The organism is Paraburkholderia sp. BR14374 (assembly GCF_040948685.1).
Taxonomy (GTDB): Bacteria; Pseudomonadota; Gammaproteobacteria; order Burkholderiales; family Burkholderiaceae; genus Paraburkholderia; species Paraburkholderia youngii.
In genome coordinates this window covers 23,191-40,148 of sequence record NZ_JBFPKF010000027.1, presented here as the reverse complement: position 1 = coordinate 40,148, position 16,958 = coordinate 23,191, and the positions used below count along the sequence as shown (strand labels likewise).

Genomic DNA, 16,958 nt, shown 5'->3' with positions numbered 1-16,958 from the left:
ACACGGATAACTAACCAGGAGACAGAGAACAATGAGTGAGACCGCAGAGGTGCGAGCGACGTTCGCACCCGCCGAAGCCGCTTCGGATTCGAAAACGTCGAAGGGAGCATGGTGGATGCTCGCCATTTTGACGGCGACATACGTGGTCTCCTTCATCGATCGGGGCGCGATTTCCCTCGTCGTCGGGCCAATCAAGGAAGACCTCGGAATTTCCGATCTCGAAGTCAGTTGGCTTCTCGGGCTCTCATTCATGCTTCTGTACAGCGTGCTTGGCGTCCCCATGGGTGCGCTGGTCGATAAGTACGAGCGCCGGCGCCTGCTCGGTGGCGCGATCATGGCATGGTCCGCCGTTCAGGTTTTGTGCGGACTGAGTCAGACGTACGTCCAGTTGTTCGTGACGCGGGTGGGCCTCGGTGTTGGCGAGTCCGCGCTGTCGCCTGGAGCCGCGTCGATGATTCGCGATGCGTTTCCGCCGCAACGCCGCAGCCTCGCGTTCGGCATTTACAACATCGGCCCGCTTCTCGGCACCGGTCTGGCACTCGGGCTCGGCGGTTTTCTTCTGAAGGCGGCGTCGGCGGGTGCATTTGCGGGCCTGCCGCTGGTTGGGGGGCTCAAACCATGGCATTTCGTGCTGCTGGTGCCGGGTCTTATCGGCATTCCGTTCGCCGTGCTTCTGTGGCTCGTACGTGAACCGGCACGCCGCGACGTCAACGCAGGCAGTGGGGTCACGTATCGTCAAGCGCTTTGTTTCGCGTGGACCAACAAGGCCGTCTACGTTCAACTCTGGGTTGCGATCTGCTTGTACGGCATTGCGGTTGGTTCGCAGATGGCCTGGCTCCCGGAAATCATCGCGCGCACGCTGAATGTCCCGCGTCCGGAGATCGGTAAGGCGTTGGGCGGTGTGGCACTGTTGGCGTCGCCTGCGGGCCTGCTGATCCTGGGCCGTATTGCTGACTGGCTGCGTGAACGCGGCATGATCGACGCACCGGTTCGTGTCGCCGCTGTCACGACGGCCATCGCTGCAATCGTCACCGCATGCTTCCCGCTGATTCACTCGATGAATGTCGGCCTGATCGCTTATTTCGTGCAGACGTTCATGTTCTCGATGTTCGCGGTAGCAGGCGGCGCAACGATGGCCAACTTCACGCCGGGCAATATGATGGGAAAACTGACGGCGGTCTACTACCTGATCACCAACCTGCTCGGCTTGGCACTCGGGCCCACCGTCGTCGCGCTCGTTGCCAAACTGTTCTCGGGTCCCAATGCACTCGGCGCTTCCTTCGTCGTTTGCTATGTGATCTCGGTAGCACTGGCAGTCATTCTGTTGATCCGTGTCTGTGGTGCACTGCATCGTGCGGCGGCAAATAGCTGATATCTGATTCAGGAGTGTCCGCTGGGGGCACTCCTTTCTCGAGTTTCTATAGGTTCAATCCCGTGAAAATTACCCGCGTTGAGTGCGTTCCGGTTTCAATGCCGCTTAAGAAGCCACTGAAGCTTCCGAACGTCACGATCACCTGTCTGAATACGCTCGTGGTGCGTATCTATGCCGATAACGGATTGGTGGGCGTCGCTGAATCTGGCGACACCTCGTCGTGGTATCGCGGTGAAAGCCAGGCCTCGATGACGGCAATGATTTCCGATATTTTCGCTCCGCGAATCCTGCTTGGCGAAGATCCGTGCAATATCGAAAAAATCGTCGGCATGATGGATCAGCTAGCACGCGACAACAATCAAGCGAAAGCTCTCGTCGATTGCGCGTTGCATGACCTGAAGGGGAAAGCACTCGGCCGCCCGGTCTACGATCTTCTGGGTGGCCGCACTCGCGAGTCAGTACCGTTGGGCTGGGTTCTCTCGGCCGGCGATCCGGAAAAAGTGGCAGAGGCAGCAGTCCAGGTTCGGGGGGCTGGTTTCTCGGCCTTCAAACTCAAGGTTGGGCGCCATACGTTCGACAACGATGTGGCGACGGCACGTGAAGTGCGTAAAGCACTCGGCCCGGACGCGATGATCACGCTGGACGCAAATGGTTCGTGGAATTACGAACAGGCCCTGAAGACGGTGCGTCGCCTGGACGAATACAACCTCGCTTTCATGGAGCAACCGCTGGCGCATCAATACCGCGACAGCATGTCCAAACTCCGCGAGCGCGTGAACACGCCGATTTACGCAGACGAGGGTGCGCAGGAACTTGGCGACCTGCGCGAGATCGCGGAGCGCCGCTCGGCGGACGGCGTGATTCTGAAGATTCAAAAGGTCGGCGGTCTGCTCAAGGCGCAACGATTCCTGGTGGCATGCCGGATCTACGATATCCCCGTGTTCTGCTCCACCTTGATCGGCGGCGGTATCGAGTCGGGCCCGAGCACGCATTTGATGGTCTCGGATCAGTGGGCGTGCCAGTTCATGAGCGAAAGTATGGGGCCTCTGGCCGTGCATTCGGTATTCAACAGCGACGAGATTCCGGCGGGCGAAGATCTGGCAATCGGCGGTCAGCGGTTTGCCCGGGGCCGGGCATATCCGAGCGAAGGGCCGGGCTTTGGATTCGAGGTCGATGAAAAGCTCCTGAACAGAATCATCACGCCGGGCGCAGCCCATCGGGTCGTTCAGGCGTAACCGGGCATTCAGCGGCTGACTCGATTCCGCCGCGTTGCGAAAACTAAAGCCAACAACGGAGACATCTGATGCAAGGTATTAATTCGCCGCCGTGGAAGTACGCTGTCCTTTGGCTCCGGATATATTTCGGTGCCGATTTGCTGTGGTCGGGTTTCCGGTATATCTCCACCGGATGGGTTCCATTCATTCCGGGCACCGGAGGTGCATACGTGCAAGCGCTGGATGCGATTCATATGTTCCCGGTCGTCAAGTATATGGAATGCGTGCTCGGTATCCTGATGCTGAGCAACCGTTTCGTGCTGCTCGCTGCGATTTTCGAGTTCCCGACTTCGGTTTCGATTTTCTGGATCAATACCTTCATCGTTGCGACTCCGCGCCAATTGTTCTCGGGCCCGAATCAACTGCTGATGAATGGTCTATTGATTTTGGCCTACAGCGGCTACATGGCTTCGGTATTTAAGCCAAAACTCACGCCTCTGGCATTGTGGGAAGGGTTCAAGGTCGATGTCTGGAAAGAGTCTCTCAAGTTCAAGAAAACACCTGAACCGCGCAGAGATATCGTCGAATCGGGAGAACTGCAATGAAGAGCAACCGGAACCTCTATATCGGGCTCGCGCTGTGTCTGGTCATGACGTGCTGGGTCTTCTTCGGATCGACGGGATTGGGTTACACGGAATATCGTCCTCTGCGCGCGCGTGACATGTTTGGTCTGGCAATTCCGTGGATCTGCGTCATTACTGTACTGATTCGCGATCGCCGTAAAGGCATCGTTTAAAACGGCTCTTAGGTGATGGGAAGTTTCCATCACCTTTGAGATATCCTGTCGTATTGCAATTTCTGCGGCACCATATTTCAACGTTGTACTGCAAGAACCTTTACGGAAATACCCTTCCCATGAATAGCGCGAATTCTTCCCCGTGGAAGTATGTAATCACGTGGTTGCGTCTGTATTTCGGCGCCCACCTTTTCTTCTCAGGTATCCGATTCGTGATCGACGGCTATGTGCCGATGATTCCGGGTCTCGCCGGCCAGTATGTGGCGGGAGCCGATGCGATCGGTATGTATCACTGGGTTAAGTACATGGAAGCGGTTTACGGGGCACTGCTGCTGATGAACCGTTTCGTGTTCCTGACACTGATTCTCGAGATGCCGACGACGGTCACGATTTTCTGGCTGAACACGTTTATCTCGGCGACGCCGCGTCAACTGTTCTCGGGTCCGCAAGAACTCCTGATGAACGGCATTCTGCTGCTCGCATACAGCGGCTACATGGCGGTTTGCTTCCGGCCGACGCTCAACCCGATGTGGCTGTGGGACGGCTGGAAGGGTTTCAGCCTGAAGGGCAAGGGTGGAAGCCTGGTGGGTGTACCCGCCGTCGAACAGCAGCAAAATGTACCCGCCTTCGAACAGCGGAAAAAAGAATTGGCTTAAGGAGCACACGCGATGAAAAAGAATACCTGGATCGCAATCGCCATCTGTATCGCACTGACGCTGGCGGCCGTCGACGGCTCGACGGGTTGGGGCTGGACGGAGTACCGTCCGCTGCGCAATTTCGACTACTTCGGCCTCGGCGTCTCCTGGCTGCTCTTCATCTTCGTGCTCGTGCGCGACAAGATCAAGGGCGAAGCATAAGGCTTCGGTCACCGCGGTTCTAGATTCAAGGAAGTCCGGGGAGAATTTCTCTCCGGACTTTTTTGTTTAGATACGGCTTGGCGTGTCCATCTGAGTTGGGTTTAGCAGGATCGACCTGATGTGCCGCAGGGCGCGAGTACGCATGACCCAAGTCGTAGGCGGTTCGTCTCTGATCTGTCGAGCAATGAGCTGCGACAGATATTCAACCTCGCTTTGTTCCCGAGTGCGTTTGAAAGTCCTTAGACAGAGGCACTGCGTCTGATTGAACGGATGGAGAAGTACCTGCCACTGGCGACAGAAAGATGCCTGCCTGCAGAGGACTAGTAGGCTAAGCTCGAGCGCAGGCTGATGACGGCGCTGGTCCGACGCGAGCGAGAACAGATCATGCAGGTGTTGATCGATGAGCGAGAGCGTATAAGCGGGACGGTCATCGACGTTTTGGTAAGCAGAGGACTATGAATAAAAAAAGCCCGCTCGAAGCGGGCTTTTTTCACAGGCGTAGGAAGGCTTAGAAGCGCGTTGCCAAACCCAGGCCGATTGCCGTGACATTGGCGTGGTAGCCGGTCGGGGCACCGAGACCACCGGGCGGGTAGATCGTTTGGTGCGCGATCCCGCTGTTCCAGAGCTTCTTGAAGAAGCCGTACAGCATCGTCGCCTTCGAGAGTTGGTACGTGTAACCGACAGCAGCCGATCGAATCGCCCAATTGCCAGTTACCGGACCGTTTGTGCTGGCATAGGTAATGTTCTGGTCGCTCAGTCCGCCGTAAGAAGCGCGAATGGTGCCGAATGGGCCGGTCGGAATCGTGACACCGGCTTGCCAGCCCTTGTCGGTCTGGCCCGGATCATTCAGACGCACTTGGTACGTACCGTAGAGCGCGACGAAGTTGAAGTCGTATTTCACACCCAAGACGTGTTCGTACGTATTGCGTGCAATGGTCGCTGACGGTTGCAGGCTGTGGCCGAAGCCGTAACTCGTGAGCAACGGGCCGTTGGCGTAGGTAAGCGTCGCGAGTTGGTAGTGCGTCGCGTTCTGCAGACCTTGATTGTTGCCCCACGAATACGCTGCCGTACCATTCAGACCCCTCCACGTTGGCGACGAATACTGGATCGTATTGTCCTGGCGAGCCGGATCTTGCAGCATGTTGAAAATCCACGGACGCGGTTCTTCGCCGCCAATCGAGCCGAGCGGCGAAGCTGCTGCCAGCAGCATCGGGTCGAAAGTGCCACCCCATTCGTAGCCGGCCGTTTGCAGGCGACCTGCAATGATCTGGCCGAAGTCGCGGCTGTCGATGCCGACGTAGGCGCGACGCCCGAACAGACGTCCACTCTGGCCAGACGTGCCGTTGTTGATGTTGAAGCCGCTTTCGAGCACGGCGATCGCTGACAGACCGCCGCCCAGATCTTCCTTCGCGCGAATGCCCCAACGGGAACCACCGGCACCGCCGCTGTTCATGCTGATGACGTGTTGGCCTTCGGAGTTTCCGAAGTAGCCGATGAATGCATCGGCGACGCCATACAGCGTCACGCTGGTCTGTGCCTGTGCCATCGCAGGCGCGATTGCTGCCGTAACGGCGCAGCTAACGAGCAGTTTACGCAATTCCAGTGTCTCCTATTTGTGGATGTTAATTTGTAGAGTGGTCGACGTTGCACAAGGGCGAGGGGATGCACAACAGTACGCATGCAAAATAATATACGATGTTGCATATAACAGGTGGAAAATTTCAGAAGTGTTGTGTTCGAGGGTATTCCCTGGATGACAGCTGATGCTCGCTATTTTCCTTTGTGGTCATTGATTGGGATTGCAAAGGAAAAAGCGATGGTGCAGAGCGATTCTTCAAAAGAAAAAGATAAAGCACCATTGGTTGAAGGCGTCTGAGGCCGGCATGGCGAAAGGCCCGCGGGCGACCAATGTCGGTGGTGGATCGTGTTCGCTCGCGGATTGAATTTTCCTGTCTACCCATCCGGGTGAGGACTCGGGCATTACGGAAGGCCGAGGATGAAGGCTTTTGCCACCATGTCGCGTCAACTATCGCGGCATACGGGTTCCTTGCCACTGACTGACTCACTGCTGACGGATTCGTCAGCCCCAAAACCGACCTTGCCGCCCGCCCGGCGCCGTCGCTCCCCGCGGATTACATTCCTCGCGAAGGAAATGTCGCGTACATCAAATAGCACCTATCCGCCAACAACGGAAATAGGGAAACCCCGACGTTTACACACGATCTTTCGACCTATACGATTAAGTAGGCTAAATTAAATACAAAAACGCAGGACCGAACCATCTCAAGCCGAAGCGTTTCACTCTTCACAATGCTTTCAAGGAGGCAGGATGTCGAATAACCAAGGGGTTCTCTCCTCGGGGGGTATCGCCACGCGTATCAACGTGTGGATGGACAGCATGACTGGACGGGTGGTCACGGCAATCGTGGGCTTCCTGTTCATCGCGCAGATCGCTCACGGTTTGCATTCGGATCCGCGTTGGCACTGGCATGCGGGCACCGGCAAACTGCCGCATGACATCGTTCAGGAGTTCATGGACCTGGCCTATACGGAGGGCAAGGGCGCCGAAGCGTACAAGACTTACTTTTCGGAAAAGGCTGTCGATAACGCGCCGAACACGATCGATCATCAGGATGGCGGACCCATTCCCCACGAAGTGAAGAAGATCATCGTCCAAGGCATGGACGTCGCGGTCTACCAGACGATCGGCGCCACCCGTGGCCAACCGGCGCAAGACGTTGTCGATGTCTACGAGATCAGCGGGTCTGGCTGGATCATTCGCCATGATCGCATTACGCAACAGAAGGCGGCGCCTGTGCAGGCTGCGAACTAAACAGCAAAGGACGAAAGCACACTATGGACAACGATGATCGCAAAACGATGCCGCAACTCATCGGCAAAGTCATCCTGACGTTCTGCCGGCTGTACCTTGGCGGCTGGATGGTCGTCAGCGGCACCAGCTACTGGCGTACGGCTCTCGGCATGTCGCCGATCTTCCCGCAACCGTTCGGCACGCTGCCCGAGTCGAATGAACTGCTGGTCACGATGGTTCACACGCACTTTTTCCATATCGTGAAGACGTGCGAAATTCTGGGTGGCCTTTCGCTCATTCTCGGTATCTTCGTCCCGGTCGGCCTGCTTATGCTTCTGCCGGTGTCGTTCGTCGTCTGGTACAACGCGATTGTGTTGAACCATCGCTTCGACAAGATTTTCGCGCCGTACATGGGCGTCGGTTGCCTATATATGAACCTGATTCTGATGGTCTGGTACATCAAGTACTACCTGCCGATGATGACGTTCAAAACCACGATCGGCCGCATCGGCGACTGGAAGAAGCTGCCAAAAATCTTCAAGTCGGACGCTGTTGATCTGATCTGATTTTGGATGTGAAGTGAGGGATTTGGCTACGTTGCTTCGGTAACGTAGCTTTTTTTGTTTAAATATTTGGCGATATTTCTTGGAACATGACGAAAAGATTTTTACGTCTTAAATCGGCTTGGTCATTGAGCCGAGTTTGTGACGATATCAGGGGCGCGATATTTGGCATCCTGTTGATCGTCCAGCCGTTGATCGCGCATGGGCAGCCTGTTCAAACGCTCACGATCGCAGAGTATCGAGCGCATATGTCGCCGGACCAGCCGACAATGCGCGCCATGGCCAGGTTCGCAGATGTCGTGAACCGGGAGTCTCACGGTCGTCTGGCGGTGAGCGTGAGCGCCGATACAGTACCGGGTTCGCCGGATGAGCAGATCAAAACATTGCAGGCAGGTGGCCCGGGTGCCCCGGATTTGATGCTGCTGGTGACGCCGGCATTGCGTCATCTCGTGCCCGAATTCGAGATCATGGATCTGCCGTATGTTGTCCGCAGCGAACGTCAGGCGCAGGCACTGCTCGATGGTCCGTTCGGACAAACTCTGTTGTCGCGCCTCGAGGGTCACGGTTTGACGGGTCTCGCCTGGTGGGAGAACGGCTTCCGACAGATCACGACGTCGGGCCAGCCGTTCCGGCACGCGCTCGATCTGGCGAACCGGCCGGTTCGCGTGATCCCGGAACCCGCGTTCGTTGAGACGTTCAAGGTCTTGGGCGCTGACGTCGTGGGACTTCCGTATTCTGAACTATACGGAGCATTGAAGAGTGGACGCATCGTTGCGGAAGATAACTTCTATTCGCAGATCTTGACCGGTCACCTTTATGATGTTCAATCGGCCGTTTCGGTCACGAATCACTCATACAGCGCCATTGCTGTGGTTGTCAATTCGGCGGTCTGGCAAAAGTTGACGGTGCAGGATCGAAATGTTTTACAACACGCTGCGATAGAAGCTGGGCGCTTTGAGCGCGATCTGATTCAAGAACAGGCGAAAACCGATCGTGCTGAGCTTGAGCGTCACGGAATGACGGTTCATACCGTCGCGACGGATGAAATAGCAAAACTGGACACCCTTACAGATTCCGTCAGACAGCAATTCTTCCGCAACTACGATCCCAAGATCGTCGATATGTATCGACGTCAAATAGCGAAACGCTAGACAATCCGGTGTTTGAGAAAAATATAACTATTGAGGATGCGCGAGACTCCACCCAGGAGTCTCGATCTGCATCCAGGCGTACGCGACTGATACCAATGATCGTCGCGGTGCCGATGTTCTTGCAGAGTCTCGATACCTCGATATTGGGCACGTCTCTCCAGTCGATTGCCGCTTCCCTGAATGTCGAGATACTTCATCTCAACTTCGCTATAACCGCCTATCTGTTGAGCCTCGCACTGTTCCTCCCGGCAAGCGGGTGGCTCACCGATAGGTTCGGAACGCGGCGCGTATTCTGTTCGGCAGTCGCCATCTTCTCACTGGCATCCGCACTATGCGGCGCGGCCACCTCGATCACTGAAATCGTTCTATTCCGGGTCTTGCAAGGCCTTGGCGGAGCCATGATGGTGCCTGTAGGGCGCCTGATTCTGCTGCGAAGTATTCCGGCAACGCAGCTGGTGGCAGCGATGGTGTGGTTTACAGTTCCCGGCGCCATTGGGCGTGTGATTGGGCCGCTACTGGGTGGGCTGATCGTCACGATGGGTTCCTGGCGATGGATCTTTCTGCTCAACATTCCATTCGGTGTATTGGGCATCCTCCTGTCGTTGAAATTTGTGCCGGATTCGCGCTCGGAGAAGTCTGAGCCGTTCGACATGACGGGATTCATTCTGATGGCGATAGGGCTTTCGGGCATCGTATGTGGTCTGGAAACCGTCGGCCGTAATTTCGTCCCCATGAGCGTGACGATTGGAATCACGGCTATTGGGGTTCTGGCAATGGTCGCATACGGGCTTTATAGCCGTGGACGTCTCGATGTCATTATCCCTCTCAAGATTTTTGGATATAAAGCGTTTAGCATCACGACGATTGGCGGCATTCCGCTCAGACTCGCGGTCGGCTCGGCTCCGATCTTCGTACCGCTGCTCTTGCAGGTCGGCTTGGGATTGACGCCCATTCAATCCGGCTTGATGAGCGCCTGGCTCTCTGTCGGCGCATTCGGTGTCCGTCCAATCATGGATCGTGCAATCAGGAAGTTCGGATTCAGGCCGATCATGATGCTGGGCGCCGCGATGACGGGCGCGACATTCGCTTGCTATGGCTTGTTCAGACCGACGACGTCGGTTGGGCTTATGTGCTTCGTGCTTTTCGTAGCGGGTATCGTCAATTCTCTGGGGATGATAACTATGAATACGGTTGGCTATTCCGGCATTCCTAAGACCTTGATGAGTAAGGCCACGGCACTTTCGACAATGATGCAGCAGACGTCGATCAGTTTTGGTGTCGCAGTCTGCGCATCATGCCTGACGATCACCGCGCAGGTTCATGGGCACAGCGCGGATCATCTGGTAATCGACGATTTCCCGATGACATTCTTCGTTGTCGGGGCCTTTACCCTGTTGTCTGTCGTGGCATTCGCCGGTCTTCGCAGGGAGGAAGGCCAGGAACTGCGCTAGATTACGAGAAACGATATGAGCTATTCCTTTAAATCACACGCAAATACATATCCGGGCTCAAGTGATTACGGTCGAGACCTGGCGGATCACTTCGGTGCTTTCGACGCAGAATTTTACGGCCGGCGCGTGGCCGATCCAGCAGCCAAACTTCAGGTGACGCCGCGAGATGAAGCGCGCGAAAATTCACGAGGGCGGCAGGTTAGCGCTCGCGCGTGATCAACGCGATTGGACGGCTCGGAAGTGTGACAGGTACTGAGGAGAATCCCCGTAGCCTCCAGTTGCGACAGGAGATGGACGAGCGACAAAAGAAAAAAGCTCGATGTCTTTTCAGAACATCGAGCTCCAGTTGCTACACACGCAACGAACAACGTTACTTCGCGGGTTGACTCAGCTTGTCGTGGTCAGTGGCGATAACCTTCGCATAGTCAGCGGATGCGAGATATGCAGCCTGGTGACCGTTGACGTTCAACGCCTTCTGGACGTTCGGGTCCTGCACTGCCATCTTCACCGCATCGGCAATCTTATCGCGGACCGGCGCCGGGAGATCCTTCGGTGCCAACACACCCGTATGCGACGCGAAATCGAAGCCTGGGAACATTTCGCCGAGTGCGGGAACATTCTGAATCTCGGGAATACGGCGCGAACCCAGGACCGCGAGCACACGCATCTTGCCGGCCTTGATCTGCGGCGCCGCCATTTCATACGGAATCTCTATCATTTGCACCTTGCCGCTCAAGAGCGCCGGGATCTGTTCAGCGTCGCTCTTGTAGGCGGTATGAATCATTTTGACGCCCGCACGCTTCTGGAACGCCACCATCGCCAGATATTCACGCGACGTGGTGCCTGTCGATCCAAACATGTAGCAGTTCGGATTGTCCTTCAGGCGGCTGATGAGATCGGCGTAGTCCTTGATGTCGGTGCCGCTCAAACCGGCGCCGTTGCCCGCGACCAGAACCAGGCCCGCGTGACCGGTGACCTGTGCCACCGGCGTCAAGTCCTGGCGTGCGCCGTCCACTTGATCGGTATCGCCGACGAGAAGCGTCAGTCCGTCAGCGGGCGCTGCTTTTGCTGCCGACACCGCAGCTGCGTCCGCCTGATTTTCGACGACAACATCGGTGCCCAGCGCCTTGCTCAATGCCGGTGCCAGTGCGCGTGCAACCAGGTCCGAATTCTGGTTCGGCCCGGCAGCGATCAGCTTGACCGGCGCCGACTTCGCCGGTGCTTTGGCGATGGAGGCTTTGACGGGTGCCGTCTGTGCCGCGAAGCCACGACTCGACATCGTGATGCCGGCGACTGCGGCGAAAGCGAGTGCCGCACCGACGAAGATTTTTCGATTCGCGTTCAAGTCACGTCTCCTTTATGTTGGGGTTACAGATGCGATGCGCGCAATTTTGTATTCAAAAAAGACTACCATTGTACTAGGGCAAACGCCTACGATGCGGCACGAGTGCGAGCGCCGACGCCATGCGAATTCCCTTGTGCCCCGGGCAAATTGCGACGCGACCGGAAAGCCAGGCCCAGGGTTTTTACCGGAGCATGGTCGTTGACATTGTAGGTTGTCGTAAATACTATTTTGACTGATGATAAGGAATTCAAACATCAGACGCACGATGACATCGGGGTGCGGTGCGAATCCGGTTGTGGCAGGTCGCGCATCCCGCGGCCGATCTGAGCAATCGATTCGCATGCAAGAACGCAACATCCTGATCGCCAACGTGCCGAGCCGTCACATTAGTCACGCCGAGACCGGCTCCCCTCTCTATTAGGCCGCTGCCTCAGTACAGCTGGCGCCGGCCACGGCTCGCACGATTCATGAGTTGCTTCGGGTGTTCAACTGGGACCCGGACGCCCGCATTGGATGCTGCACACTTCAGGAGGACAACCGACCAGCGAAACAATTCACCAGCAGTCAGTCTCAAAGATCACTTATAACAATCAGGAGAATGTATGAATCACCAGGGGGTCGGGAGGAAACGCCGATGGGCCACGGTACCGTTGGCATGCGCATCAGTTTGCATGAGCATGACGGCCGCGCATGCGCAAAGTAACGTGATGCTTGGAGGATTCCTTGACGAAGGGATCGCTACCTATCGTGATTCAGGTGGGTCACGTTTGTTTCAAATGCAGGATTCCGCCATTTTTCCGACCAAGTTCTTCTTCCGCGGGAGCGAGGACATGGGGGGCGGCCTGCGCGCCAACTTCAGCCTCGACTCGATGATCAGCCTAAGCACAGGGGGTCTTGATCCGCAGTCGCGCGGCGCGATGTTCGAGAACTCGTCGTGGGTCGGACTGAGTCAAGCAGGGATTGGCAGCTTCCGCCTCGGGCGGCAGAACGACTTCGCCTTCGACTATTACCTGCTCGGCGGTATCGATCCGGCCACGGGCATCGCTGGCGGTATGCTGAACTTCCGCACCGGTAGCTTCGGTGCCGACCTGCTCGGCGTTTCGGGTCCAGCCCAGATCGCCGGTGCCGTCTCAGGCGGGCCGTTCGCACCTATCACAAGCAACGGTCAGATCACTGGGTTAGCGGCCATCAACTGGGATCGTGTCGGCGGCAAACGAATGTCGAATGCCGTCAAGGTCGTCTCCGAGGAATATGCCGGGCTGTCGGTTGGCTTGATGTATAGCTTCGGCGGCACGGCGGGTGACTTCAACAACGGGGCTGGAAAGAGCGCCGCGATCAACTTCAGGAATGGGGAAACGCGTGCTGCCGTTGTTTACACCGAGCAGAACTACGCGCCGGTCAACAACGGGCATAGTGGCATCGCTAACCTGCTCGCCGGCGCAAGGACGAAGTACGCCCATTTCACGGTCTCGGGGATGTACAGCCAGGCGCGCAACACCCACACGGGTGCCAGGATTTACGCGCTTGCAGGTGGCGTCGGGTATGACTTCTCACCGGCCTGGAACCTCGGCGGCGCTTACACCTACGAAAATGGTAACGAGTTGCTGAAGAACGTGACGATCAACCAGGCCGCATTGCAGTTGACATACACGTTGTCGAGACGCACCTCGCTCTATGCCGCTGGTGTATTTCAACGCACCAATGGCGCATATGCTGCCGAAATCGGGAATATCGTGGCAAACGGCAATATCCAGTCAGTTTTTCAGCTTGGCATGATGCATCGATTCTGATGCTTCATTGAGAACGGCGGCGATGAGTATGTTTTCGTCATCGCTGCCGTGCTCTTCACGGATATGCAATAGCAAAAAGTCCCCCGGTCAAGCGCAGAAAGTGCCACGAGGGCTTTTTCGTCTACCATGATAGTATACAATTTAGAATTACACGTAATTCAGTGCGCCGGACACGCAGTAGTAGCGGCGCAGGACCGACCGATCAACCATAGTACGAGGTAGTGTTCGGACGTATAGGCGCAAACCCGACGTCTGGTTCCGATCATATTCGAAGGAGCGGCAGATATGAAGAGCGAGGAGGACCTACCCCTAAGCCATGCGGTTGAAGCCCCAGCCTTGAATTGGCTAACCCGTTTTGTTGCACTCGACAAGGCGGTCTCGGAGTCTGCTGATCGACATCTGAAGTCATCGCTTGGGATTTCATCTGCGCAGGCTAAGGTCATCATTTGCCTCGCTGGACGGCAATTCATGACGCAGGTTCAACTCGCCCGCCGGCTGAATTACGATATGGGGTCGCTATCCCGACTCATTCCGCGTCTCATCGACGCTGGAATAGTAATGAGGTCCCGGCATCCAGACGACTGTCGCTGCTGGTGCGTTCAGCTTACGGGAAGCGGAGTGGCCATGGTCGCGAAGATCACCGCGTTTCTCGGGGCAACTGACCAGAAATTGATTAGCCTCTTAACCGAGGACGAAGCGGATATTTTCATGGTGTTGCTCAAGCGCTTACTCGTGAATTCCGCAACTCATGGTGCAGCCGATGTCTCGGCAATTGCCTCGACGGTCAGCCCGAGGTCCTTCGGCGCCATTGGCGCACCGGCGTGACCGACAACGCTCTCTCCTTCGCACTACAACGTGGCCAGCGCATGTCTAATCCTGCGCGTCCGTGCCTTCGCCGTTGTCGACGATCGGCTTCTCGCGCGTGCGCCCGATGATCGTCGCGGTCGATGCCGCTATCCGGAGGCCGCATCCACGGGCAGGAAAAGCCGAGCACACCGGCCATCGTTGGCGCCCGTGCTGCGTTAACTTCGCCCTAGCGGTCGAAAGATCTCGCGAGTCCGGCACTAACACATCAGACCGGATTTCACAATCATGCTTGCCCCCTATCCATACGCAAGGGATTTATGCCGAAATCCAAGGTTATACAATCAATGTAGGCAAAAAAACATGCTAATGCTTCTTCGCAATCTCAAAGTACGCAACCGGCTGTTTGTTAGCTTCGCAATCGTTATCCTGCTGTTATGCGGTGCCGCGGGATTTGCGCTGTTCCAGGCGCATCGGATCGAATCGCATCTAGTGGACATCAAACAGAATTGGATGGAGTCGATCAAAACGATTGCTGATCTTCGTCTGGCCCTCAGTACGGATCGTCGCGCCACGCTGGGTCTGGTGTTGTCTGATTCCAAACAAGCCAAAGATACCAATGCGGCGATTCGGACCCAAGCCCTGGATCAGCTGAGACAGGGTGTCAATCACTATGAGAAAAACGCGCTGCCGGGCGAGGACCGTCAGTATTTCGAGAACGATAAGAAGGCAATTGCTGCGTATGCGGTGATCAACAAAGAACTCTACACGCTTGCAATGACTGACAATCCAGATCTTGCTACCGCGCGGGTGCTCGCCAACACCAAGATCTTTGATGTCTTCAAGTCCACCGAGAGCACGCTCAGCGCCCATATGGACTTCATCCAGAAGAATGCGGATGAAGCTGCGGAAAACGCCATTCACGACTACGACATGGCCCTGATGCTGACATTCACTGTGATCTGTATCGCTATCATTGCGACGGTATATGTCTGCAACACGGTTGCCACATCAATCGTCTTCCCGTTAAATGACGCCGTAAGAATTGCCGAAGCAGTTGCGTCGGGGGATTTGACGTCACAGGTCAGGGTGCATTCCGATACGGAACTCGGCCAATTGATGCGTGCGCTTCGCAGCATGAATGAGAGTCTCGTGGATATCGTGAAGCAGGTCCGGTCCGGTAGCGAGGCCGTATTGACCGGCGCATCCGAAATCGCGGCAGGTAACGAGAACCTGAGTCAGCGCACCGAGGAACAGGCGGCGTCTCTCGAACAGACGGTAGCTTCGATCCAGCAGTTGACGGCGACCGTGGAGAACAACGCGGCGAATGCCAGACAGGGCCTCAAACTCGCGCAGACTACATCCGATTTGGCAAACGGCGGTGGAGAGGTCATGAAAGTGGTCGTGACCACCATGTCAGGCATTGCCGATCAATCCAGGAAAGTCGCCGACATCATTGCGACTATCGAGGGTATCGCCTTTCAGACCAATATCCTGGCCCTTAACGCGGCGGTTGAAGCTGCACGTGCTGGCAACGAAGGTCGTGGTTTCGCCGTCGTTGCTCAGGAGGTCCGCACGCTGGCTCAACGCTCGGCATCGGCCGCCAAGGAAATCAAGGAATTGGTCAGCAATTCGGTCACCCGCGTTGATCAGGGATCTCAGCTGGTGAACGATGCCGGGTCAAAAATTAACGAGGTGGTGAGTGAGTTCGCCCACGTATCGACCCTGATGGAGGAGATCACCCATGCATCCGACGACGGCCATCGGGGCATCATGGAGATAAACAAGGCGATCGGCGAAATCGATACCGTGACACAGCACAACGCAGCCCTGGTCGAAGAGGCCGCTGCCGCAGCTCGGGGCGTTCATGCAGAAGCTGAACGCCTACAGTCACTGGTTACCAACTTCAAGATCGCACGCGCTATTTGATTCACGGTCTTTGAACACCCGCGGTTGACTCCTCACGATGCCTTTCAGGGAGTGAGTAAAAGGCCGATGGCAAAATTTCTAATCCGCGAAAGGATACAAAAGCCATGAAAGTAGCAAATGAATCACCCTGGAAGTTCGTCGTCATGTGGATGAGGTTATATTTCGCATTCCACTATCTCTCTTCCGGGCTGAATTTCGTGGTTTTCAGATACATTCCGGATTTCAGCCACGCAGGAAAAGTGGGCGCCTATATCGGCGCTATGGCAGATGTCGGCTTCTACCAAATGGTCAAATATCTGGAAGTCGTGCTTGGGTCCATGCTGCTGCTAAACATCGGGGTGCCGCTCGCATTGATCATAATGGCCGGCGTGAGCGTCACCATTGTCTTCCTCAACCTTTTCGTTTCGCCAGATCCGCGCGAACTGTTCACCGGCTTCCAGGAGTTGCTCTTGAACGGAGGACTCTTGCTAGCGTACGGAGGGTACTATGCAAATTTTTGTCGCGTCAAGGCAGAGCCTTTTTGGTTTTGGGACGGAATGCGGAAGCGGGGAGATTTCGACGCAAGGAGCCAATCGTGAATAAAGATTTTCTGGTGGTTTTTTCCATCATTGCCGTTGCAGTTTTGATAGTAATTTCGACGTCCACCATTTTTTTTGCGCGGCACTTGCGTTTTTATGATTATGGGCCTCCATTGGGGGCAGGGCTATTCACGTTGGCGGCAATGCTTCGAGCAGCGATGAAACGATAGCTGCTGGATGCGCGTGCGTTCATTTGAAACGGTTTACGTTTCGAAGCGGTTATAAAAAAATAACATGGCCTCTGTCTGGAGGCCATTTTTTATGTTGTCCGGCCGGACCGCGAGTGCCTGCGACAT

At 56.1% G+C, this 16,958-nt stretch carries 19 protein-coding genes and 1 pseudogene; 18 read left to right on the top strand and 2 right to left on the bottom strand.

From position 1 onward, the window contains the following. The first annotated feature begins 31 nt into the window (after window positions 1–31). The 6 genes from AB3X86_RS34310 (at window position 32) to AB3X86_RS34285 (ending at window position 4,239) form a co-directional block, all read left to right on the top strand. Entirely contained in the window at window positions 32–1,372 is a 1,341-nt protein-coding gene (locus tag AB3X86_RS34310) for an MFS transporter (protein WP_184225235.1), read from the top strand. Between the two features lie 62 nt (window positions 1,373–1,434). Continuing rightward, entirely contained in the window at window positions 1,435–2,607 is a 1,173-nt protein-coding gene (locus AB3X86_RS34305; RefSeq protein ID WP_368599397.1) for a mandelate racemase/muconate lactonizing enzyme family protein, read from the top strand. 68 nt (window positions 2,608–2,675) lie between these two features. Next, entirely contained in the window at window positions 2,676–3,191 is a 516-nt protein-coding gene (locus tag AB3X86_RS34300; RefSeq protein ID WP_176106742.1) for a hypothetical protein, read from the top strand. Then, window positions 3,188–3,382 (top strand): hypothetical protein, encoded by a 195-nt coding sequence (locus AB3X86_RS34295; protein WP_087738133.1) that lies wholly within the window; start codon window positions 3,188–3,190, stop codon window positions 3,380–3,382. Before AB3X86_RS34300 ends, AB3X86_RS34295 begins: the two co-directional genes overlap by 4 nt. 119 nt (window positions 3,383–3,501) lie before the next feature. After that, a complete protein-coding gene (locus tag AB3X86_RS34290) occupies window positions 3,502–4,038 on the top strand; it encodes a hypothetical protein (protein ID WP_246391931.1) in 537 nt (178 codons plus the stop codon). 12 nt (window positions 4,039–4,050) lie between these two features. After that, window positions 4,051–4,239: a hypothetical protein gene (locus tag AB3X86_RS34285; RefSeq protein WP_176106741.1), complete on the top strand. Its 189-nt coding sequence runs from the start codon at window positions 4,051–4,053 to the stop codon at window positions 4,237–4,239. A 508-nt stretch (window positions 4,240–4,747) separates the two neighbouring features. Here AB3X86_RS34285 and AB3X86_RS34280 read toward each other — a convergent pair. Continuing rightward, window positions 4,748–5,836 carry a porin gene (locus tag AB3X86_RS34280; RefSeq protein WP_368599396.1) on the bottom strand — a complete coding sequence of 363 codons (1,089 nt, stop codon included), beginning with the start codon at window positions 5,834–5,836 and terminating at the stop codon, window positions 4,748–4,750. A 114-nt stretch (window positions 5,837–5,950) separates the two neighbouring features. Here AB3X86_RS34280 and AB3X86_RS34275 point away from each other — a divergent pair, with 114 nt between their 5' ends. From AB3X86_RS34275 to AB3X86_RS34250, 6 genes are all read left to right on the top strand, one after another. Continuing rightward, complete coding sequence (locus tag AB3X86_RS34275; RefSeq protein WP_368599395.1) at window positions 5,951–6,115, top strand: hypothetical protein; 165 nt, start codon at window positions 5,951–5,953, stop codon at window positions 6,113–6,115. A 453-nt stretch (window positions 6,116–6,568) separates the two neighbouring features. Beyond that, window positions 6,569–7,072 (top strand): hypothetical protein, encoded by a 504-nt coding sequence (locus AB3X86_RS34270; RefSeq protein WP_176106738.1) that lies wholly within the window; start codon window positions 6,569–6,571, stop codon window positions 7,070–7,072. 23 nt (window positions 7,073–7,095) lie between these two features. After that, a complete protein-coding gene (locus AB3X86_RS34265; RefSeq protein WP_368599394.1) occupies window positions 7,096–7,617 on the top strand; it encodes a DoxX family membrane protein in 522 nt (173 codons plus the stop codon). A gap of 86 nt (window positions 7,618–7,703) precedes the next feature. Further along, on the top strand, window positions 7,704–8,765 hold the full coding sequence (locus AB3X86_RS34260) for a DctP family TRAP transporter solute-binding subunit (protein WP_368599393.1): 1,062 nt from the start codon (window positions 7,704–7,706) through the stop codon (window positions 8,763–8,765). Window positions 8,766–8,860: 95 nt separating this feature from the next. Next, entirely contained in the window at window positions 8,861–10,216 is a 1,356-nt protein-coding gene (locus AB3X86_RS34255) for an MFS transporter (protein ID WP_368599392.1), read from the top strand. Between the two features lie 15 nt (window positions 10,217–10,231). Then, a complete protein-coding gene (locus AB3X86_RS34250; RefSeq protein ID WP_368599391.1) occupies window positions 10,232–10,432 on the top strand; it encodes a hypothetical protein in 201 nt (66 codons plus the stop codon). 154 nt (window positions 10,433–10,586) lie between these two features. On the opposite strand, the gene AB3X86_RS34245 is transcribed toward AB3X86_RS34250, so the two are convergent. Continuing rightward, window positions 10,587–11,495, bottom strand: coding sequence for a tripartite tricarboxylate transporter substrate binding protein (locus AB3X86_RS34245; protein WP_368599411.1), 909 nt, complete (start codon window positions 11,493–11,495; stop codon window positions 10,587–10,589). Window positions 11,496–12,232: 737 nt separating this feature from the next. Between AB3X86_RS34245 and AB3X86_RS34240 the strand changes: the two genes are divergently transcribed. The 6 genes and pseudogenes from AB3X86_RS34240 (at window position 12,233) to AB3X86_RS34215 (ending at window position 16,832) form a co-directional block, all read left to right on the top strand. Continuing rightward, entirely contained in the window at window positions 12,233–13,351 is a 1,119-nt protein-coding gene (locus AB3X86_RS34240) for a porin (protein WP_368599390.1), read from the top strand. A 285-nt stretch (window positions 13,352–13,636) separates the two neighbouring features. Next, window positions 13,637–13,930 (top strand): annotated as a pseudogene (locus tag AB3X86_RS34235) (MarR family winged helix-turn-helix transcriptional regulator); the annotation flags it as partial. Between the two features lie 45 nt (window positions 13,931–13,975). Next, on the top strand, window positions 13,976–14,176 hold the full coding sequence (locus AB3X86_RS34230) for a hypothetical protein (RefSeq protein WP_368599412.1): 201 nt from the start codon (window positions 13,976–13,978) through the stop codon (window positions 14,174–14,176). Window positions 14,177–14,518: 342 nt separating this feature from the next. Beyond that, a complete protein-coding gene (locus tag AB3X86_RS34225; protein ID WP_368599389.1) occupies window positions 14,519–16,084 on the top strand; it encodes a methyl-accepting chemotaxis protein in 1,566 nt (521 codons plus the stop codon). A gap of 104 nt (window positions 16,085–16,188) precedes the next feature. Next, window positions 16,189–16,662: a hypothetical protein gene (locus AB3X86_RS34220; RefSeq protein WP_368599388.1), complete on the top strand. Its 474-nt coding sequence runs from the start codon at window positions 16,189–16,191 to the stop codon at window positions 16,660–16,662. Beyond that, window positions 16,659–16,832, top strand: coding sequence for a hypothetical protein (locus AB3X86_RS34215; RefSeq protein ID WP_176384028.1), 174 nt, complete (start codon window positions 16,659–16,661; stop codon window positions 16,830–16,832). The genes AB3X86_RS34220 and AB3X86_RS34215 overlap by 4 nt, the downstream gene beginning before the upstream one ends. The last annotated feature ends 126 nt before the right edge of the window (window positions 16,833–16,958 follow it).